The organism is Actinopolymorpha sp. B9G3 (assembly GCF_040120725.1).
Lineage (GTDB): Bacteria > Actinomycetota > Actinomycetes > Propionibacteriales > Actinopolymorphaceae > Thermasporomyces.
The window spans coordinates 421313-440108 of the sequence record NZ_JBEEAB010000003.1; the positions used below are offsets into that span (position 1 = coordinate 421313).

Genomic DNA, 18796 nt, shown 5'->3' on the forward strand with positions numbered 1-18796 from the left:
ACCTTCGCCTGGCCGGAGGCGCCTTGCGCGTAGGCTTGGTCATTGTGGCTGGACCCGACTTCGACGCAGAGCTCAAGGCCCTCGATTCGACGCTTCGCAGCATCGAGGCCGTGCTCGACCTCGACAAACTGCGCAAAGAGATCGCCGAGCTGAGTGAGCAGGCCAGCGCACCTGACCTCTGGGACGACCAGGCCAACGCGCAGCGGGTGACGAGCCGGCTGTCGGTCAAGCAGGCCGACATCGACCGCGTGACCAGCCAGCGCCAGCGCCTCGACGACCTCGCCGTCCTGATCGAGCTGGCCGAGGCCGAGGACGACGCCGACACCCGCGCCGAAGCGGAGAAGGAGCTCGCCGACCTGCGCCGGGCGATCGAGGCGCTGGAGGTCCGCACCCTGCTGGCGGGGGAGTACGACTCCCGCGAGGCACTGGTCACGATCCGGGCCGGTGCGGGTGGCGTCGACGCGGCCGACTTCGCCGACATGCTGCTGCGGATGTATCTCCGGTGGGCCGAGCGGCACAAGTACCCCGCCGAGGTCTACGACACGTCCTACGCCGAGGAGGCCGGCATCAAGTCGGCGACCTTCGCGGTGAAGGCGCCCTACGCCTACGGCACGCTCTCGGTCGAGCAGGGCACGCACCGGCTCGTCCGGATCTCGCCGTTCGACAACCAGGGCCGCCGGCAGACGTCGTTCGCCGGCGTCGAGGTGGTGCCGGTCGTCGAGCAGTCCGATGACATCGACATCCCTGAGGACGAGATCCGGATCGACGTCTACCGTTCGTCCGGGCCGGGCGGACAGAGCGTCAACACCACCGACTCGGCCGTCCGCGTCACTCACCTGCCGACCGGACTCGTGGTCTCCTGCCAGAACGAGAAGAGCCAGATCCAGAACCGCGCCACCGCCATGACCATCCTCAAGGCCAAGCTGCTCGCGCTCAAGAAGGCGGAAGAGCGGGCCAAGATCGACGCACTCCGGGGTGATGTCGCCGGTTCGTGGGGCGACCAGATGCGCTCCTACGTCCTGCACCCGTACCAGATGGTGAAGGATCTGCGTACCGAAGAGGAGACCGGGAACCCGCAGGCGGTCTTCGACGGTGAGATCGACGACTTCATCGAGGCCGGAATCCGCTGGCGGCGTACCAGCGACGCCGCGTAGGAGCTGCCAACCGCGCATCCAGTAGTCGTCGGGCCCGGCGCAACGCCGACCGCCCTCTCTCCCGTGATCATGATCGTGATCATGAAGGCTTCCGGGGTCTATCACCCGGTTTCGCTTCACGACCCGCTTTGGCTTCATGATCCGTGCGATCGTCTCTCGAGGGAGACGGTGCCCGGCCGGCGCCGAAGCTCCCGGCGCAGGTGCAGGTGCGCACCCGAGCGTCCGGGCGGGGACCGTCGAGCCCCGTGGACTGCTCCCTCGATGCTTTGGTCCGTGTGGGTGCCGATGTGAGCGGCCGTGGGCGTTCGGCCGATTCCGTGGCCCGCTCGGTCGAACCTCCGCTCGGTCGAACCTCCGCTCGGTCGAACCTCCGCTCGGTCGAACCTCCGCTCGGTCGAACCTCCGCTCGGTCGAACCTCCGCTCGGTCGAACCTCCGCTCGGTCGAACCTCCGGTCCGCCCTGTGCCGAATGCCACCGCCCCGCGCCCTCGCCGCCCTCCGCACCACCCCCGCAGCCTCGCCACCCCCGCAGCCTCGCCACCCCCGCAGCCTCGCCCGCCCCCGCAGCCTCGCCGCTCCCTCGCCCGGCCGTCCCGCATCCCGCCGCGCGGCGCCCGCATCCCCGCACTGGCCCCTGAGTCCGTCCGCCCGGGCGTCCAGTCGCCTGATCATGAAGCGAAACCGGACTATGAAGGCAGACGGGGCAATACGTCCCGAAAGTCTTCATGATCACGATCATGATCACGGGGGAGGGCGCGGGCGGCCGAGGGGGAAAGGCCGTCCGGGTGGGGTCAGGAAATCCGGCACAAAGCGGGGACATGGGCGCTTGCGGCCGGTTCGCGTCGTACACTCGGGCGTTGGCCGCACATGCCCACGCCTTTCGTGGTGGCGCCGTCCCCCCCGGCCCCAACCTCGGGGATGTCGCTCGGCGGTGGGCAACCCCCCGACCCGGCCAGGAAGCATGCCGTGATCCGCTTCGAGAACGTCAGCAAGGTCTATGACGGACAGACCCGCCCCGCGCTCGCCGAGGTGTCCCTCGATGTCGACAAGGGCGAGTTCGTGTTCCTGGTCGGCACGTCCGGCTCAGGCAAGTCCACCTTCCTCAAGCTCGCCCTCCGCGAGCTGCGCCCGTCACGGGGGCGGGTCTTCGTCGCCGGCAAGGAGCTCAACCGGCTGGCCAGCTGGAAGGTCCCCCGGCTGCGACGCCAGATCGGCACCGTGTTCCAGGACTTCCGCCTGCTCCCCAACAAGACCGTCTTCGAGAACGTCGCCTTCGCCCTCCAGGTGATCGGCAAGCCGCGTGGTCAGATCCGCCGCGTCGTGCCGGACGTCCTCGCGCTCGTCGGTCTCGACGGCAAGGAGGACCGGATGCCGGACGAGTTGTCCGGAGGCGAGCAGCAGCGGGTGGCGATCGCGCGGGCGTTCGTCAACAGGCCGAGGATCCTCATCGCCGACGAGCCGACCGGAAACCTCGACCCGTCGACGTCGGTCGGCATCATGAAGCTGCTCGACCGGATCAACCGCACCGGCACCACGGTGATCATGGCCACGCACGACGCCAACATCGTCGACCAGATGCGCAAGCGGGTCATCGAGCTCGAAGGGGGCCGGCTTGTCCGCGACCAGTCCCGCGGCGTCTACGGCTACCAGACCTAGCGCGCACGCCGCGGCCTCGCCCGCCATGAAGATGCCCCCGACCCGACTTTAGGACGTCATGCAGATCAGGTACGCCTTCTCCGAACTCGGCACCGGCCTCCGCCGTAACGTCACCATGACGGTGGCCGTCATCGTCACCGTGTGGATCTCACTCGTGCTGTTCGGGCTCGGCCTTCTCGTCCGTTCCGAAGTGGATCTCGTCAAGGGATTTTGGTACGACAAAGTCCAAATTGCCGTATTCATGTGCAATGACGTGTCTTCGGCACCGCAGTGTGCGAGCGGCGCGGTTAATGCCGGACAGAAGAGCGACATCAAGCAGGCGTTGACAAGCAATCCTGAGGTCAAGCGGGTCTTTCACGAGTCGCAGCAGCAGGCATTCAAGCGCTACCAGGAGATCTACAAGGATTCGGCGACTGCGGGCATCGTCGAGGCAAAGCATCTGCAGGAGTCGTTCCGGGTCAGCCTGAAGGACCCGCAGGAATATCAGGGTGTTCAGTCGGCCGTGCAGGGACTCCCGGGCGTGTTCAGCGTGCAGGACTCCCGTGAGGTGCTCGAGCCGCTCTTCAAGGGCCTCAACGGCCTCCAGTGGATCTCGATCGGATTGGCGGGGGGCCTGCTGATAGCGGGTGTTCTGCAGATCAGCAACACGATCCGGTTGACGGTGTTCAGCCGCCGACGTGAGATCGGCATCATGCGGCTGGTCGGTGCGTCGAACTTCTATATCCAACTGCCCTTCATCGTCGAAAGCGTTGTGGCGGCACTCGTTGGTGCGCTGCTTGCCTGCGGGACGCTCGCGTTCACCCCCTATGTCACGTCCCGGCTACGGACCGATATCAGAGTGGTTCCGTGGATCGGGTGGGAAGAGACATTTACGGCAATGCCGGTGCTTATCGGAGTGGGCGGTTTACTCGCGGTTGTGGCATCTTTCGTCACTCTCCGGAAATACCTCTCCGTCTGAGCGTTATCCCCTATTGTCGTCCCGGACATCCGGAACAAATGAGGGGCGGGTCGTGGTCGGACAATTCCCCGATATCGGCGGGAACGGTGCGTCGTGGAACACCAACCGGAGCGGGCGTCGGCGCCGACTGATCGGAGTCGCGGTCGCGTTGGCGGTGCTGACCGTCTGCGCGGGGCTGCCGCAGGCACTCGCCGATCCGGAGGATGACAAGCGCCGGGTCGAACGCCAGATCGACGGTGCGAAGTCCGACCTCGACGATTCCTCGGCACACCTGGTCGCGGCGATCCGTGCCGCGTCGTCGGCCCAGAAGGCGCTGGCGACGGCCAGAACCAGACTGGCGGCGGCCAGGGGAAAGCTCGCCGCGGCGCGGGCGAAGGACGCCGCGATGGCGGCCCAACTCGCCGATGCGCGTCGCGCGGTCAGCGCCGCCGTCGCAGCGGAGACTCGTGCCGAGGAACGGCTCGAGGCCCAGGTTGGCGAGATCGCCGCGTTCGCGAACGCGAGCTACCAGGGATCGCGGGCCGCGGAGATCTCGGCCGTGCTCAAGAGCAAGAACATCACCGACCTTCTCTCGGCGGCGCAGATCGTTGCGAGTGTCAGTGACTCGCAGCGCACAGCCATGAACCGGCTCGACGCCGCCCGGGTCGCTCTCGCCGGCCGGCGGGACGCGCGGGTCACGGCGGAACAGGCGGTGCAGGCCCACCGGCAGCTGGCGGCGGAGAACCTCGACCGGATGCGGCAGCTCGAGCGTCAGGCCCGCTCAGCGGAGGCCGCCGTACGCCAGCTCGTCGACGAGCGGCAGGCGGCCAAGGCGGCCGCCGAGCGGGCCAAGCGGGAGGACACACGCAGGTACAAGGCGCTGGTCGCGGAGCGAGAGCGGATCGAACGCATCCTCCGGGAGCAGGCCGAGCGCGATCGGGCGGGCGGCGGCGGTGGCTCAGTCGGGGACCTGATCCGACCCGTCGACGCGCCGATCACCTCGCAGTACGGCATGCGGTTCCATCCGGTCCTGCGGGTGTGGAAACTGCATGACGGTACGGACTTCGGCGCGAGTTGTGGGACGCCGATCCGGGCCGCCGCGTCGGGCACGGTCATGTCCCGCTACTACAACGAGGGCTACGGCAACCGGGTGCTGGTCTCCCACGGGCTGATCGACGGCGACTCGATCGTCACGGCGTACAACCACCTGTCCAGCTACGCCGTCAGCAGCGGCGAGCGGGTGAGTCAGGGGGAGATCGTCGGCTACGTCGGCTCGACCGGCTACTCGACCGGCTGTCACCTGCACTTCATGGTCTACCGCGACGGGGACACGGTGGATCCCATGGACTACCTCTGATCCGAAAATCGACGGTCAGTGGGCAGGCCGGCAGCGTCCGGCTGCCCACTGACCGTCGATTTTCGGATGAGCGTCACGTCGCGAGGGATCCTCCCGAAAGGCGCTTGCGGCCGTCCGGGAAGATGGAGGGATGGCCAAGGAGCGCGGACGCCGGCTGATTGCGCAGAACCGCAAGGCGCGGCACGACTACCACATCGACGAGACGTTCGAGGCTGGTCTCGTCCTCACCGGTACGGAGGTGAAGTCCCTCCGCGCCGGACGTGCGACCCTCGCCGACGGCTATGCCGTGGTCATGGACGGTGAGATCTGGCTCCAAGGCGTCCATATCGCCGAATACACCCAAGGCACCTGGACCAACCATCCACCGCGGCGTACCCGGAAGTTGCTGCTGCACCGCAAGGAGATCGAACGGATCGGCGCGGCCACCCGGGAGAGCGGGATCACGATCGTCCCGCTCGCGATGTACTTCAAGGACGGCCGGGTGAAGATCGAGATCGGTCTGGCCCGCGGCAAGCGCAACTACGACAAGCGGCAGGCCATCGCCAAGCGAGAGGCCGACCGGGAGACCGCCCGCGCGATGGCGCACAAGAACAGCGGTCGCGACCGCTGAGCGGCAGTCGTCCGCGCTCAGCGCGGCCATGACGAGGTGTGACGAGCCGGAGGGGCGACGCCGCACGCGGTCGGCACATCCCCGCCGCCGCTTGCCCTCCAGCGCTTGTGACGCCGCGCTTTGAGTAGTTCACCCACCGCGATCTGGGTCGGCGTACTCATGTGACGACATCCTGCGGGCCAGCAAGCTTGTCGATGTGCGGAGCCTCCATCACACGGGCGGTGACACCGTCTCGTCGAACAGTCTCGGAGGACGCCGATGCGGGACACGATTCTTGCGGCGCTCGGATGTAGTGGTGCGGTCCTCGGTGTGTCACGGTTGTGGCTCGCCGGGGAGCGGGTGGCGCGGGTGCGGTGGCTGGCCACGGGATACGACCTCGACCTTGCGCGGCTGGTCGTGGCCCTGCCGCTCATGTGGCTCATCTCGTCGGCGCTCCTGTGGTACCTCGACGTGCCAAGGCCGGGGCTCGTGCCGGTGCTCGCGGCGGGCAGTGCGGTCATCGTGTCCGCGTGCCTCGGCCGGCTGCTCTTCCTGGGCGCGACTGTCGTACGCCTGACGGTCGCCGGTGCGGCCCTGCTCGTCGTCATGCTGGCGGCCGGCTGGTGGGCGTGGGCGGCAGCACCCGGCCGGTCGTGGTCGTTGCGTTTCGGGCTGCTCGCCGCGCTCGGCGCCCTCGCGGTCTGCGAATGGTGGTGTGCCGGCTCACTGGACGTCGCGGTCAAACGGCGGGAGATCCTCTCGACCGGCGTACGCCCGATCGTCGTCGAGGACCCGGCCTGGGAGTTGGACTACGTCTACGTCTCGCCGGATCGGCGGTATGTCAGCGTGGGCTATGAGAATCCGGGCGCGGACAACTCACTCTCCGTCGACCTGCTGGGGCCGGTGGGCGGCCCGGCCGTCGAGAGCGGCCCGGTCGAGAGCGGCCCGGTCGAGAGCGGCCCGGTCGAGGGCGACACGACGGGCGGGGCGGGCGCGCGGCACGGCACGCCGGCCTGGACCGGCTTCGAGCGGAACACCGCGCAACGCTTCCTTGTGACGGTCGGGGACCAGTTGGTACGGCTCGAGTTCGACCACGGCGACGTGCACGAGGACGAGGTGGCCCGCCTCAGCACCCAGATGCGCCAGGTGGACGCGGGCGAACTCGCTCTCCGGGACGCGGCCCGCGCCCGGTGAGCAGCGCGACCGACTGGACCGGCGTGCATGGCAGGATGCGGGGCGTGGAACCGGCGGAAGGTTCGGAGGACTGGCGTGCGTCGCCCTTGTGGCGAGCCGCCGAGCGGTTGGCGAGGGACCTGCTCGCCCCTCACGCGGCCGAGGTCGACGCCTCGACGGTCCCGCGTACGCACCTGGACGCGTTCGGGAAGGCGGGCCTGCTGGGCATCGCGGCACCGGGGGAGGACGGCGGAAGCGACGCGCCGCCCGCTCTCGCCCGGCGGATCCAGCAGGTGCTGGCCGGTGCCGACTGCGCGACCTGGTTCGTGTCCGCCCAACACCACGGGACCGTACGCATGGTCGCCGACAGCAATGCTGAGTGTCGGCGGGAGTTGCTGCCCCGGCTGGTCACCGGCGAGCAGATCGCGGGCACGGCGTTCGCCCACCTGCGCCGTTGGCCGGACCGCCCGGTCGAGACGGAGCGGGTGTCCGGCGGCTGGCGGTTCACCGGCGACGCGCCGTGGTTCACCGGCTGGGGCCTGAACGACGTCTGCGCCCTGGGCGGGGCGACGACCGACGGGGAAGTGGTCTTCGGCATCATCGACGCCCGGCCTCAACCAGGGCTCATGGCGTCGGACCCGATCCGGATGGCCGCGATGACGGCGACGCGGACCGTGCGGCTGCGCTTTGACCAGTTGGTCGTACCCGACTCCCACATCGTCTCGCGGACGCCGATCGAGCCGTGGCTGCGCTCCGACAGCCGGCAGACCGTCAATCCGAACCCCGCCGTGTTCGGTGTGACCGAGGCGGCGATCCGTCACCTGGCCACCCGGAGCGAGGACGCCGACCTGGCGGTGGGCGTCGCTGCCGCCCGGCGGTTGGGTGAGCGCCTCGCCGCGGCGCAGGCCGAGGCCGACCGTCTGCTCGACCACGTACCCCCCGACGAGGCACACGACGAACGGCTCGCCTTCCGTGCCGAGGTCCAGCGACTGATGGTCGACGCGACGACCGCACTCGTGGTCGCCGGGGCTGGACGCTCGTTGACGTTGACGGATCCGGCCCAGCGGCTCGCCCGGGAGGCGGCGTTCCTCCTCGTCCAGGCTCAGACCCGACCCGCTCGTGAGGTGCTGCTACGGCAGTGGGTGAGCTGAGGGTCCGACTCCCGTCCGGCAGGGGCCTGAAATGTCGGGTCGGCGCCCTAAGCTGGGCCAACCGTTGCGTTCTGAGTCCGGAACGGAGTACGCATGCAGCCGATCGGGTTCCCGTCGTCCGAGCCCGCCGAGAAGCCGCCCTCGTGGTGGGGTGGCTGGCTGCGTCACCTTCGCCTGCGCGCCCGGGAGAGCGTCTTCGACCGCATCCATGCCTTGTGGAAGTCGTTCCAGCTGATCGGGTGGCGCAACAGCATGCTGGCGGTCTCCTACAGCCTGCGCCGCGACCGGCTCGACCGCGCGGTGGCCCTGGACACCGGCCCGGCGCCGGCGCGCGAGCCAGGCGTACTCCAGGGGGCCGAGACGGTCCCCGGCGGAGCGCGGTTCTCGTTCACGACCGGGCCCGGCGGCGGCGCGGAGGCGGCCTCGGCGACGGCTCTCATCCTCGAGGTCCGATTCCTCGCAGGTGGCGGCGTCTTCGTCGGCTGGGACGGTGTCGCGCCCACGCCGTCGTACTCCCTGGGTACGTTCGAAGGCGCCGACGCCACGCAGATCGCCTACGCCACCGACAGCCAGCTGACGCGGGCCGGGACCGGCTGGTCGGTGCATACGCCCGCTCTCGGTGTGGAGGTCGGCGCCGCCGGCGCGTTGACGTTCCGGACGGGGGACCGGGCGGGCGACGACGTTCCCGACGTACCGCTCCGGCATGATGCCGCACCACACTGGGACGGCGCCGCGTGGACCCATCGCAGCGTGCTCGACAGCGATGCCGCCGTGCTCGGCCTCGGGGGTCGAAGCGCGCGGCTGGACCGCAAGGGTCGAACGTATCGGCTGTGGAACTCCGACCCGGGCGGCACCTATGCACTCGGCGACGACCCGCTCTGTCTGTCGATCCCGGTCTACACGGTCGTCGCGGACGCGGGCTGCCACCTCGCCTTCTACGACAACACCTGTGACGGCACCATCGAGGTCGGCGAGGAGATCGTCGCGCGGTTGAACGGTGGGCCGCTGCGCTACTACGTGTTCGCGGGGGAGCCGGCGGCGACACTGGAGCGCTACACCGCGCTGACCGGGCGCCCGGCGCTGCCACCGCGGTGGGCGCTGGGTTACCACCAGTGCCGCTGGGGCTACGCCAGCCAGGAGGTCGTGACCGAGGTGGCGGAGCAGTTCGCCGGCCACGACCTGCCGGTGTCGGGCCTCTGGCTCGACATCGACCATTCGGTCGACAACCGGCCGTTCACGATCGACGAGACCCGCTACCCCGATCTGCGCGCCCTCACGGCGACCTTGGCCGAGCGGGACACCCACGTCGTGGTCATCGCCGATCCGGGGATCGCCAAGCAGCCAGGCGAACCGACCTACGAGGACGGCCTCGCCGCCGACGTCTTCTGCCGCGACGCCAGGGGCCACGTGATCACTGGCGTGGTGTGGCCGGGTTCCACGGTGTTCCCCGACTTCACCGCGCCCACCGCCCGGCAGTGGTGGAGCGAGCGCTACGACACCTACGTCCGACTCGGCGTCGACGGCTTCTGGCACGACATGAACGAACCATCCGTGTTCGCCGCATGGGGTGACGGGACCCTGCCGTTGTCGACGCGGCATGACCTCGACGGCAAGTCCGGCGACCACCGGGAGGCGCACAACGTCTACGCCCTGCTGCTCAACCATGCCGGCTTCGCCGGTGTGCGCAGGCTGCGGCCGGAGCGCCGGCCGTTCCTGCTGTCGCGGTCGGGGTTTGCCGGCATCCAGCGCTACGCCGGCACCTGGTCCGGCGACATCGGGACGTCCTGGGAGGGCCTGCGGATCAGCCTGACGTTCACGCTCGGACTCGGCTGCTCCGGGATGCCGTTCTCCGGCCCGGACATCGGCGGCTTCGACGGGCATCCGTCCGATGAGCTGTACGTCCGGTGGTTCCAGCTCGGCGCCTACCTGCCGTTCTTCCGGGTGCACTGCGCCGCCGCCCTGCCCGCCCGCGAGCCGTGGGCACTGGGGCCTGAGGTGCTCGCCCAGGTCCGTCCGGCGCTGCGGGAGCGGTACGAACTCCTGCCGTACTGGTACACCCTTGCGTGGGAGGCGCACCGGACGGGCGCACCGTACGTCCGGCCGCTGCTCTGGGCCGATCCATCCGACACGGGCCTGCGCTGGGAGGACGACCAGTTCCTCCTGGGTGAGGCGATGCTGGTGGCGCCAGTGCTAGCAGAGGGAGCCCGCGAACGCACGATCCGGCTGCCGCGCGGACGCTGGTACGACCGGCGGACCGGCGTCGCCCATGACGGGCCTGGGCATGTGACCGTCGAGGCGCCGCTCGACGAGACGCCTGTCCTGGTGCGGGCGGGTGCCGTCGTCCCGGTGGACAAGGACGGCACGGTGGTTCTGGAGGCGTACCTCCCCGCCGACAGCGATCCGGGGCCGGGCGGGACGCTCGTGAGCGACGCTGGGGACGGCTACGAGCCTCCGGTCGAGGAGCGGTTCACGATCGCCGTGGGAGCCGATGGCGAACCGGTGGTGGCCTATGACGGTCCCGCCGACTCACTTCCGTACGACGTCCGCTGGTTCCGCGGCGACAGCTGAGCCGCCCGGTCCGGTGAGAGCGCCCGATCTGGCCATCTTCGGGACGATTCGTCGCAAACCTTCCCGCGGTACGCCGATTCGACCATGGATGAGGTCGTCGGGTTCTCAACCCTGGAGCAACTGGTTCGAGTCCTCGCTCGTCCGGTCCCTCTACCATCGCAGGCATAGACCGTAGAGGAGGAGGATCTGGTGGAGACCGTTCTCGTCATCAACGCCGATCTCGGACCGCTCCACCGGGTCAGTCTGCGACACGCGGTCGGCATGCTGGTCCGTCGAGTCGCCGAGGTGCATGAGGCGGTGCCCGACCGGCTTATCGGCGCCTGGCCCCGTCCGACTGTGGTACGCCTCGTGCGGTACGTCGTCACGCGATGGCGTTACAACTCTGGTCCGTCCTGGTCTCGGCGCGGCGTACTCGCGCGGGACCGAAAGAGGTGCGGCTACTGCGGTGGTCTCGCGGACACCGTCGATCATGTCCTACCCCGCTGTCGGGGCGGGAAGAACACGTGGACCAACACCGTCGCAGCGTGCGGCGGCTGCAACGGCGCCAAGGGAGACCGCACGCCCGTCGAGGCGGGTATGAGGTTGCGGTGGGCGCTGGTAGCCCCGTCGTGGGCGGCTCTGGCTCGGCGCTGATCGGGTGGTGCCTCGGCCGCCTGGCATCGCCTCGGCGGGCCACCTGCTCGGGGAATCGAGGCGACATTGCGTGATCTCGCCGCGACACTGTCCGCATGCCCCGGCGAGAGTACAGCGACGACTACACCGACCCTCGCCTCGCGGTCTTCTACGACCAGCTCAACCCTTGGGGGCCGGATCTCGACTTCTACCTCAACCTCGTCATGGCGGCAGAGTCCGTGCTGGACGTCGGTTGCGGCACCGGCAGTGTGCTTCGGAGGGCGCGCACGGCCGGCCACACCGGGCGGCTGGTCGGTCTGGAACCCGCAGCGGCGATGCTGGACCAGGCCAAGTCATGTACCGATGTCGACTGGATCCTGGGCGACCTCCGGACCGCTTCCTACGGTCAGGAGTACGAGCTCGTCATCATGACCCGTCACGTCTTCCAGGCGTATCTCACCGACGACGAGATCGCGGCGGCACTCACGGCGGTCCAGGCAGCGCTGACCGACGGTGGCCGGTTCGCCTTCGAGACGTTGAACCCCGGGCTACGCCCTTGGGAGACGTGGACGAACCAGGCGGAGGTCGTCGCCTCCGATGGCGCCGTGGTCAGCGCCGCGAACACCAACCCGCGGCTGGTGGAGCGCGGGATCGTCGAGGTGGTCGGCCGATTCGCCAGCCCACACTGGGAGTACGAGGTGCTGTGCCCCAGCCGCTTCCGGTTCGTCGAGGTCGACGAGCTCGACGAATTCCTGTCAGAGGCGGGGTTGGCGGTCATGGAGCGCTACGGCCTCTGGGATCGGCGTCCATTCACCGAGCAACTGCCTGAGATCATCACCATCGCCACGGGCGCTTGATCGACGAGCACGGTCACCCGGTGAGCGACGGCGGCGCTGTAGTCGGGTGCGGCCTGGGTTGGCGGTCGGCCGCATGGGCGGTCGGTGTGGTCAGGAGAGGTGGCGCAGACGGATCGTCTCGGGCATGTCCTGGAGGGTACGCACGACATCGGACTCGGCCGGCGCGCCGATGTCGGTGATCACGTACCCCACCTCGCCGCGGGTGCCGAGGAACTGGCCCTCGATGTTGACGCCGTGCTCGGCGAGAACGCCGTTGATCGTCGCGAGTACGCCGGGTGTGTTGACGTGGACGTGTGCCAGCCGGTGCGTACCCGCCCGTTCCGGTAGCGCGAGCTCCGGCAGATTGACCGAGAGCGACGTGGTGCCGTCCACGGCGTAGTGCCGCAGCTTCGAGGCCACGAATCGGCCGATGTCCTGCTGCGCCTCCTCGGTCGACCCGGCGACGTGTGGGGTGAGGATGACGTTGGGCAGGCCGCGCAGCTCGGACTCGAACGCCTCGCCACGCCGCTTCGGCTCGCGTGGGAACACGTCGATCGCGGCACCCGCGAGATGCCCGGACTCGATCCGCTGCCGCAGCGCGGCGTGGTCGACGACGAACCCGCGGGAGAGGTTGAGGAAGAGCGAGCCCGGCCGCATCCGCGCGAACTCCGCGTCGCCGAAGATTCCCCGGTTGCCCGGCCGTCCGTCGACGTGCAGCGTCACCACGTCGACCGACTCGAGCAGCTCCTCCAGGGACGCGCAGCGCGTCGCGTTGCCCAGCGCCAGCTTGTCGGCGATGTCGAAGAAGGAGACCGACATTCCGAGGGTCTCGGCGAGGACGGAGAGTTGGCTGCCGATGTTGCCATAACCGACGATGCCGAGCCGCCGCCCGCGGATCTCGTGGCTGCCCGCAGCCGACTTGTCCCAGATGCCCGCGTGCATGTCGCGACTCTTGTCGGTGAGCCGCCGGGTGAGCGCGATGATCTCCGCGATCGCCAGCTCCACGACACTGCGGGTGTTGGAGAACGGGGCGTTGAAGACCGCGATCCCGCGCTCGGTCGCCGCCGGCAGGTCGATCTGGTTCGTACCGATGCAGAACGCACCCACCGCCACGAGATCGCTGGCCTTGTCGAGGACCGCCTCGGTCAGCTGGGTCGTCGACCTGATCCCCAGCAGGTGGACGCCGCTGATCCGGTCCGCGAGCTCATCCGCGCTCAGTGCTCCTTCGTACGTCTCGACCTTGCATCCGGCCGAGGACAGCAGTGTGGTCGCGTCGGGGTGGATGTTCTCCAGCAGGAGGGCGCTGAGTTCGTTCGTGGCGATCGGGCTCATGGCTCCATCGTGCCGCGCCGGGAGTGACCCGGCAGCGCGGGGGCGGGCAGCGCGGCAGGGCCGGGCTGCTGGTCGAGTCGGGCGTGAGGGAAGTTGTATTGACAACTCGGGTGAGTCCGGGAGGATGGGGACGTGGATGCCGACATCGCCTCCGCAGCGGGGTGAGCGCCGTCCGGTTGACTCCCACCCGAGTGTCGTACGGCTGGTGGATCGTCGCCGCTCTGGCGCTGACGACGACCGCCGGTTACGGCGTACTCGCCTACGCGTTCGCGGTCTTCCTCGTCCCCATGCAGGCCGACCTGCACGCAAGCCGGACCGCGCTGACGGTGGCCCCGGCCCTCAGCCTGCTCACCTCCGCGGCCGTCGCCGTTCCTGTCGGGCGATGGCTGGACCGGAGTGGAGGGCGACGGCTCATGGTCCTCAGCTCGGTGCTCGCCACCGGCTGTCTGCTCGCCTGGTCGCGGGTCGAGAACGTCGTCGCGCTGTACGCCGTCTTCGTCGGGCTCGGCGTCGCGGCGGCGGGTGTGCTCTACGAGGCGGCGTTCGCCGTGGTGGTCACGTGGTTTCACGGCCAGCGTCGCGGGACTGCGATCCTCGCGATCACGATCGTCGGAGGGTTCGCCTCGACGATCTTCCTGCCGTTGTCCGGCCTGCTGGTCGAGTTCTACGGCTGGCGGCAGGCGCTTGTCGTGCTTGCGGTCATCTACGGCGCCGTGACTGTCCCGCTGCACCTGGTCGTACGCCGACCGCTCGCCCTTGTCGGTGCCGACGAGCCCGGATCCGGCGGTACGCCGAGCATCGCCAGCCAATCCGTCACCGGTTCGGATGCCCGGACGGATCGGGCCAGTACGGATCGGGCCAGTACGGATCGGGCCAGTACGGATCGGGCCAGTACGGATCGGGCCAGTACGGATCGGGCCAGTACGGATCGGGCCAGTACGGATCGGGCCGGTACCGAACGGGCGCGCACGGATCGGGCCAACGCCGACCAGGACCCGGCGGACCGGCGTTCGGCCGCCCTGCGCACGGCGTTCGGTGATCCGGCGTACTGGCTGATCGCCGTGTCGTTCGTCGCCCAGGGCATCGGCACCTTCGTCATCAGCGTTCATGTCGTCGCGTACCTCACCGAACTCGGTCACGCGCCGACCACCGCCGCCACGGTCGCCGGCCTGCTGGGAGTCCTGTCGGTGACCGGGCGGGTGGTGACGACGGCAGTGAGCCGGCGCGTGCGCCTGACGGCCGTCGTCGCGGCGATCTTCGTCCTACAGGCGATGGGGACGCTTCTCCTGCCCTGGGTCGGTGACCGGCTGGTCGGCGCGATCGCCTGCGTCCTGGCGGTCGGGATCGGCTTCGGCGTCGGGACCATCGCCCGCCCCGCGCTCGTGGCCGATCGCTACGGTGTCGCTGCGTACGCGACGTTGAGCGGTCTGCTGGCGGCGTTTCTCATGGTGACGAAGGCGGCCGCACCGTTGGGAGCCGCGTGGCTGCACGCGCAAAGCGGGACCTACACGGGGGTGATGATGATCTGTACGGCGACCAGTGTGCTCGGGGCGGTCGGGCTGGTCGCGGTCGGGCGACGCCCTGCATGACGGTTGACCCGCGACCGTTGCCGGTGCCCGAGCCGCGGGCCTGGATCGTTCTCGGGGACGACGACGTGCCGTCCCGTCAGTGTGCGCTCCCGACGGATGGCCGGGGCGTCGGCGGATGAACGCCCACCCGCGCCGAGAGCGCGGCGGCGACGAAGCAGAGCAGTCCAGCTCCGGTGAACGCCAGGACGTAGTTCCCCGTCGTGTCGCGCAGGACCCCGGCTGTGGTGGCGGCGATCGCGGCGCCGATCTGGTGGGAGGCGAAGACCCACCCGAACACAACGGGACCGGCACTGCCGAAGTGCTGGCGGCACAAGGCGATGGTCGGCGGGACTGTTGCCACCCAGTCCAGCCCGTAGAACACGATGAAGACGAGCAGGCTCGGGTGTGCCGTGTCGTCCATCAGGAAGGGGAGCAGGAGCAGGGAAGCGCCGCGAAGGGCGTAGTACATGGCGAGCAGGAAGGGCGCGGGGAGGCGGTCGGTGAGCCACCCGGACAGGACCGTACCCACGATGTCGAGGATCCCGATGGCGGCGAGCAGCGATGCCGCGACCGGCTCGGCCATCCCGTGGTCGTGCGCCGCCGGGATGAAATGGATCTGGATCAGGCCGTTGGTCGACATGCCGCAGATCGCGAAGCCGCCAGCGAGCAGCCAGAACGCGCGCGTGCGTACGGCACCGGCGAGGACTCCGAGCGCCGTCCCGGCTGCCGGATGCGGGGTAGGCACTGTGTCGGCCGCCGCGATCGGAGCGTCGTCGGGTACGCCGTAAGGGCGTAGTCCTACGTCCTCCGGCCGGTTCCGGATGACGAGCAGAACGAGGGGCACGACCGCCAGGGCGGCGAGCGTGACCACCAGAGCCGCCGCACGCCAGTCCGACCACACGACCAGGCTCGCGAGCAGCGGAAGGAAGATCAGCCGGCCGGTGGCGCCGCCGGCGGTGAGAATGCCCGTCACGAGGCCGCGGTGGCGGACGAACCACCGTCCGGTGATAGTGGCGACGAACGCGAGGGCCATGGCGCCCGTACCGAGCCCGACGAGGACGCCCCAGCACAGCACCAGCTGCCAGCTCTCCGTCATGAACAGGGTGAGCCCGCTGCCGACGGCGATGAGGACGAGGGCGCCCGCGAGGATCCGGCGGATGCCGAAGCGTTCCATCAGGGCGGCCGCGAAAGGTGCGGTCACGCCGTACAGCACGAGGTTGATCGACACGGCGAGCGAGATCGTGCCTCGCGACCACCCGAACTCCTCCTGCAGCGGGGTGACCAGGACGCCGGGGACAGCGCCGAAACCGGCGGCGCCGACGAGCGCGAGCAGCGCGACGCCCGCGACGATCCACGCCCGGTGGATGCTCGGGCGCTTCATCCTGCCGCGCCCGCGGGGGGACCGGGGAGCGGCGGGATGCGGGACGGACAGAGCGGGACCGGCCGGGCCTTGTCCTGAAGAATCGGGTGTGGCGGGATCGCGAGGTTCGGTCGGCGTCACGATGACAGCTTGTCCGTACCGCCCGCTCGTCGGCGAGTGGCCCGAAAGCCATCATGTGAAAGAATCCGGCCATGCCCGCTACGCCAGGTCTGCCCGGCCGACCGGACCCGCCAGGCCCACCAGATCTGCCAGGCCCACCAGATCTGCCAGGCCCACCAGATCTGCCAGGCCCACCAAACCTGCCGGACCCGACGGCCCCGACAGACCGGACGCCGGTCCGGCCGCATCGGGTCGCCGTTCTCGCGATCGACGACGTGGTGCCGTTCGACGTCGGCACGGCCACGCAGGTCCTGGGTTCGGCCCGCGACTCCTCCGGCCTGCGGCTGTACGCGGTCCAGGTGTGTACGGCAGACGGCGGGCCGGTGCGTACGACCGCAGGGTTCCACCTGCAGCCCGAGTACTCCCTCGACGTGGTGAGCGACGCCGACACGGTGCTCGTACCAGGAATCCACCACGGTCCGGCAGTGGAGGACGGAACCATCGACCCCAAGGTCGCGGAGGCACTGCGCGCGTCGGCCCAGGCGGGAAGGCGGCTGGTGTCGATCTGCACGGGGGCGTTCATCCTCGCCGCGGCAGGCCTGCTCGACGGTCGCCGGGCGACGACCCACTGGAAGTACGCACGGCGGTTCCGTCAGCTCCATCCTCGGGTGCGGCTCGACCCTGACGTGCTGTTCGTGGACGACGGTGACGTGCTGACCTCGGCCGGGGTGGGCGCCGGCATCGACCTGTGCCTGCACCTGATCCGCGGCGACTACGGAGTAGAGGTCGCGAATGGTGCGGCACGCACGTGCGTCGTACCTCCCTGGCGCGACGGTGGGCAGTCGCAGTTCATCGAACGCCCGCTTCCACCGGTTGCGGGCTCGACGACCGAACCCACGAGGGCCTGGATGTTGAGCCGGCTCGGCGAACCGCTCGACCTCGCGACCATGGCCAGGAACGCGCGGATGAGCGTGCGGACCTTCACCCGGCGCTTCCGCGAGGAGACCGGGCTGAGTCCGGGCATCTGGCTCGTCCGACAGCGGATCGAACGCGCGCGGCACCTGCTCGAGGAGACCGATCTGCCCGTCGACCAGGTGGCGCGTGACGCCGGATTCGGTACGCCGGCGTCGATGCGCCAGCACCTGCGGACGGCGCTCGGCGTGGCACCGCTGGCTTACCGGCGTACCTTCCGCGGCGTTTCATGATCATGCGTCACTCATGGCCGTTTCCGGCGCTCGGAAGAACCAGTCGTGACGCATGACCATGGCCGGAACCTGATCATCCGGCGTTTGGTGGAGGCGTCCGGGCGGTAGCCGCGCGGGCCGACACGTCCGGGCGTCACGGGTGGCTTGACGTGGTGGCTGCTCGCTTGAGGGAGCTCGCGCGGACGTGCAGCTCGGTGGGCAGTACGGTGACCGACGGCGCCCGGGTGGGCTCGGCGATCCGGCGCAGCAGCAGCTCCGCCGCGGTCCTGCCGATGTCGTACGTCGGCTGGGTGATGGTCGAGAGCGGGGGCCGGATCAGGGCCGCACAGGGTACGTCGTCGAAGCCGAAGATCCCGACGTCCTCGGGAACCCGGACGCCCCGATCGGCCAGGCACTCCAGGACGCCGACCGTCATCAGGTTGTTCGTGGGGAACACCGCGTCGGGTCTGGGCGTGTGATCGAGCAGGTCGGCCATCGCGGTGTAGCCGCCGGTCTCGCGAAAGTCGGCGTACTTCACCAGGCGCGGGTCGACGGCGCGTCCGGCCGCCTCGAGGGCACGGTGGTATCCCTCGAGTCGCTGCCGCGCTGTGCTGATGTCGCGGGGGCCGGTGATGCAGGCGATCCGCGCGAAACCCTCGTCGATCAGGTGGGTGGCGGCGAGCTGGGCGGCGCGTTCGTTGTCGACCGTGACGATGTCGACGGAGGCGCCGCGTACCTGCCGGTCGATGGCGACGATGGGCACCGAGGCGTCCACCAGGTCGCGGACGTGTTCGCCGTGGCTGGTCGGGGAGATGATGACGCCAGCTATCTGCTCGGCGAGGATCGCGGCGACATAGCCCGCCTCCTTCGCGGGATCCTCGTCGCTGTTGCAGAGCACGACGGAGTACCTCGAGGTCTGGGCGACGTCCTCCACACCACGCACGAGGGCGGTGAAGAACGGGTTGTTGATGTCGGAGACCAGGACGGCCCAGAGGTTGGTCTGGCTCCGGCGAAGGCTCCGCGCGAGGGCGTTGGGCCGATAGTCGAGCGCCTCGGCTGCCGCGCGCACCCGATCGGCCAGGGCCTGGTCGACCGTCTGCTTGCCGTTGAGGACGCGGGAGACGGTCGAGGGCGAGACCTGAGCGTGGCGGGCGACATCGTAGATCGTGGGCATCGCAAGGGCAGCGTAAAGCATTCCG

The 18796-nt window shown here is 69.6% G+C and carries 15 protein-coding genes; 12 read left to right on the forward strand and 3 right to left on the reverse strand.

Features of this window, described 5'->3' with window-relative positions:
• The first annotated feature begins 44 nt into the window (after positions 1-44).
• The 10 genes from prfB to ABNF93_RS08140 all read left to right on the forward strand — a co-directional run bounded on the left by prfB (position 45) and on the right by ABNF93_RS08140 (position 12054).
• A complete protein-coding gene (prfB, locus tag ABNF93_RS08095; RefSeq protein ID WP_349327129.1) occupies positions 45-1154 on the forward strand; it encodes a peptide chain release factor 2 in 1110 nt (369 codons plus the stop codon).
• Between the two features lie 966 nt (positions 1155-2120).
• Positions 2121-2810: a cell division ATP-binding protein FtsE gene (gene ftsE, locus ABNF93_RS08100; RefSeq protein WP_349327130.1), complete on the forward strand. Its 690-nt coding sequence runs from the start codon at positions 2121-2123 to the stop codon at positions 2808-2810.
• Between the two features lie 58 nt (positions 2811-2868).
• Entirely contained in the window at positions 2869-3768 is a 900-nt protein-coding gene (gene ftsX / locus ABNF93_RS08105; RefSeq protein WP_349327131.1) for a permease-like cell division protein FtsX, read from the forward strand.
• Between the two features lie 52 nt (positions 3769-3820).
• Positions 3821-5104, forward strand: a complete 1284-nt coding sequence (locus ABNF93_RS08110; protein WP_349327132.1) for a peptidoglycan DD-metalloendopeptidase family protein — start codon at positions 3821-3823, stop codon at positions 5102-5104.
• A gap of 130 nt (positions 5105-5234) precedes the next feature.
• Positions 5235-5714 carry an SsrA-binding protein SmpB gene (gene smpB / locus ABNF93_RS08115; protein ID WP_349327133.1) on the forward strand — a complete coding sequence of 160 codons (480 nt, stop codon included), beginning with the start codon at positions 5235-5237 and terminating at the stop codon, positions 5712-5714.
• A 258-nt stretch (positions 5715-5972) separates the two neighbouring features.
• A complete protein-coding gene (locus ABNF93_RS08120) occupies positions 5973-6887 on the forward strand; it encodes a hypothetical protein (RefSeq protein WP_349327134.1) in 915 nt (304 codons plus the stop codon).
• A 44-nt stretch (positions 6888-6931) separates the two neighbouring features.
• Positions 6932-8017 carry an acyl-CoA dehydrogenase family protein gene (locus ABNF93_RS08125; protein ID WP_349327135.1) on the forward strand — a complete coding sequence of 362 codons (1086 nt, stop codon included), beginning with the start codon at positions 6932-6934 and terminating at the stop codon, positions 8015-8017.
• A gap of 93 nt (positions 8018-8110) precedes the next feature.
• Positions 8111-10585 (forward strand): glycoside hydrolase family 31 protein, encoded by a 2475-nt coding sequence (locus tag ABNF93_RS08130; RefSeq protein WP_349327136.1) that lies wholly within the window; start codon positions 8111-8113, stop codon positions 10583-10585.
• Positions 10586-10774: 189 nt separating this feature from the next.
• The gene (locus tag ABNF93_RS08135; RefSeq protein WP_349327137.1) at positions 10775-11218 is read left to right on the forward strand and encodes an HNH endonuclease; all 444 of its coding nucleotides are present in this window, start codon (positions 10775-10777) and stop codon (positions 11216-11218) included.
• 95 nt (positions 11219-11313) lie between these two features.
• Positions 11314-12054, forward strand: a complete 741-nt coding sequence (locus ABNF93_RS08140) for a class I SAM-dependent methyltransferase (RefSeq protein WP_349327138.1) — start codon at positions 11314-11316, stop codon at positions 12052-12054.
• Positions 12055-12144: 90 nt separating this feature from the next.
• Here ABNF93_RS08140 and serA read toward each other — a convergent pair whose 3' ends face one another.
• On the reverse strand, positions 12145-13365 hold the full coding sequence (serA, locus tag ABNF93_RS08145; RefSeq protein WP_349327139.1) for a phosphoglycerate dehydrogenase: 1221 nt from the start codon (positions 13363-13365) through the stop codon (positions 12145-12147).
• Positions 13366-13541: 176 nt separating this feature from the next.
• Here serA and ABNF93_RS08150 point away from each other — a divergent pair, with 176 nt between their 5' ends.
• Complete coding sequence (locus ABNF93_RS08150) at positions 13542-14954, forward strand: MFS transporter (RefSeq protein WP_349327141.1); 1413 nt, start codon at positions 13542-13544, stop codon at positions 14952-14954.
• Between the two features lie 76 nt (positions 14955-15030).
• Here the strand turns inward: ABNF93_RS08150 and ABNF93_RS08155 are convergent, their stop codons facing one another.
• Positions 15031-16314 (reverse strand): MFS transporter, encoded by a 1284-nt coding sequence (locus ABNF93_RS08155; protein ID WP_349327142.1) that lies wholly within the window; start codon positions 16312-16314, stop codon positions 15031-15033.
• A gap of 191 nt (positions 16315-16505) precedes the next feature.
• Here ABNF93_RS08155 and ABNF93_RS08160 point away from each other — a divergent pair, with 191 nt between their 5' ends.
• On the forward strand, positions 16506-17618 hold the full coding sequence (locus tag ABNF93_RS08160; protein ID WP_349327144.1) for a GlxA family transcriptional regulator: 1113 nt from the start codon (positions 16506-16508) through the stop codon (positions 17616-17618).
• A 133-nt stretch (positions 17619-17751) separates the two neighbouring features.
• Here the strand turns inward: ABNF93_RS08160 and ABNF93_RS08165 are convergent, their stop codons facing one another.
• Positions 17752-18771, reverse strand: a complete 1020-nt coding sequence (locus ABNF93_RS08165) for a LacI family DNA-binding transcriptional regulator (protein WP_349327146.1) — start codon at positions 18769-18771, stop codon at positions 17752-17754.
• Positions 18772-18796 lie beyond the last annotated feature (25 nt).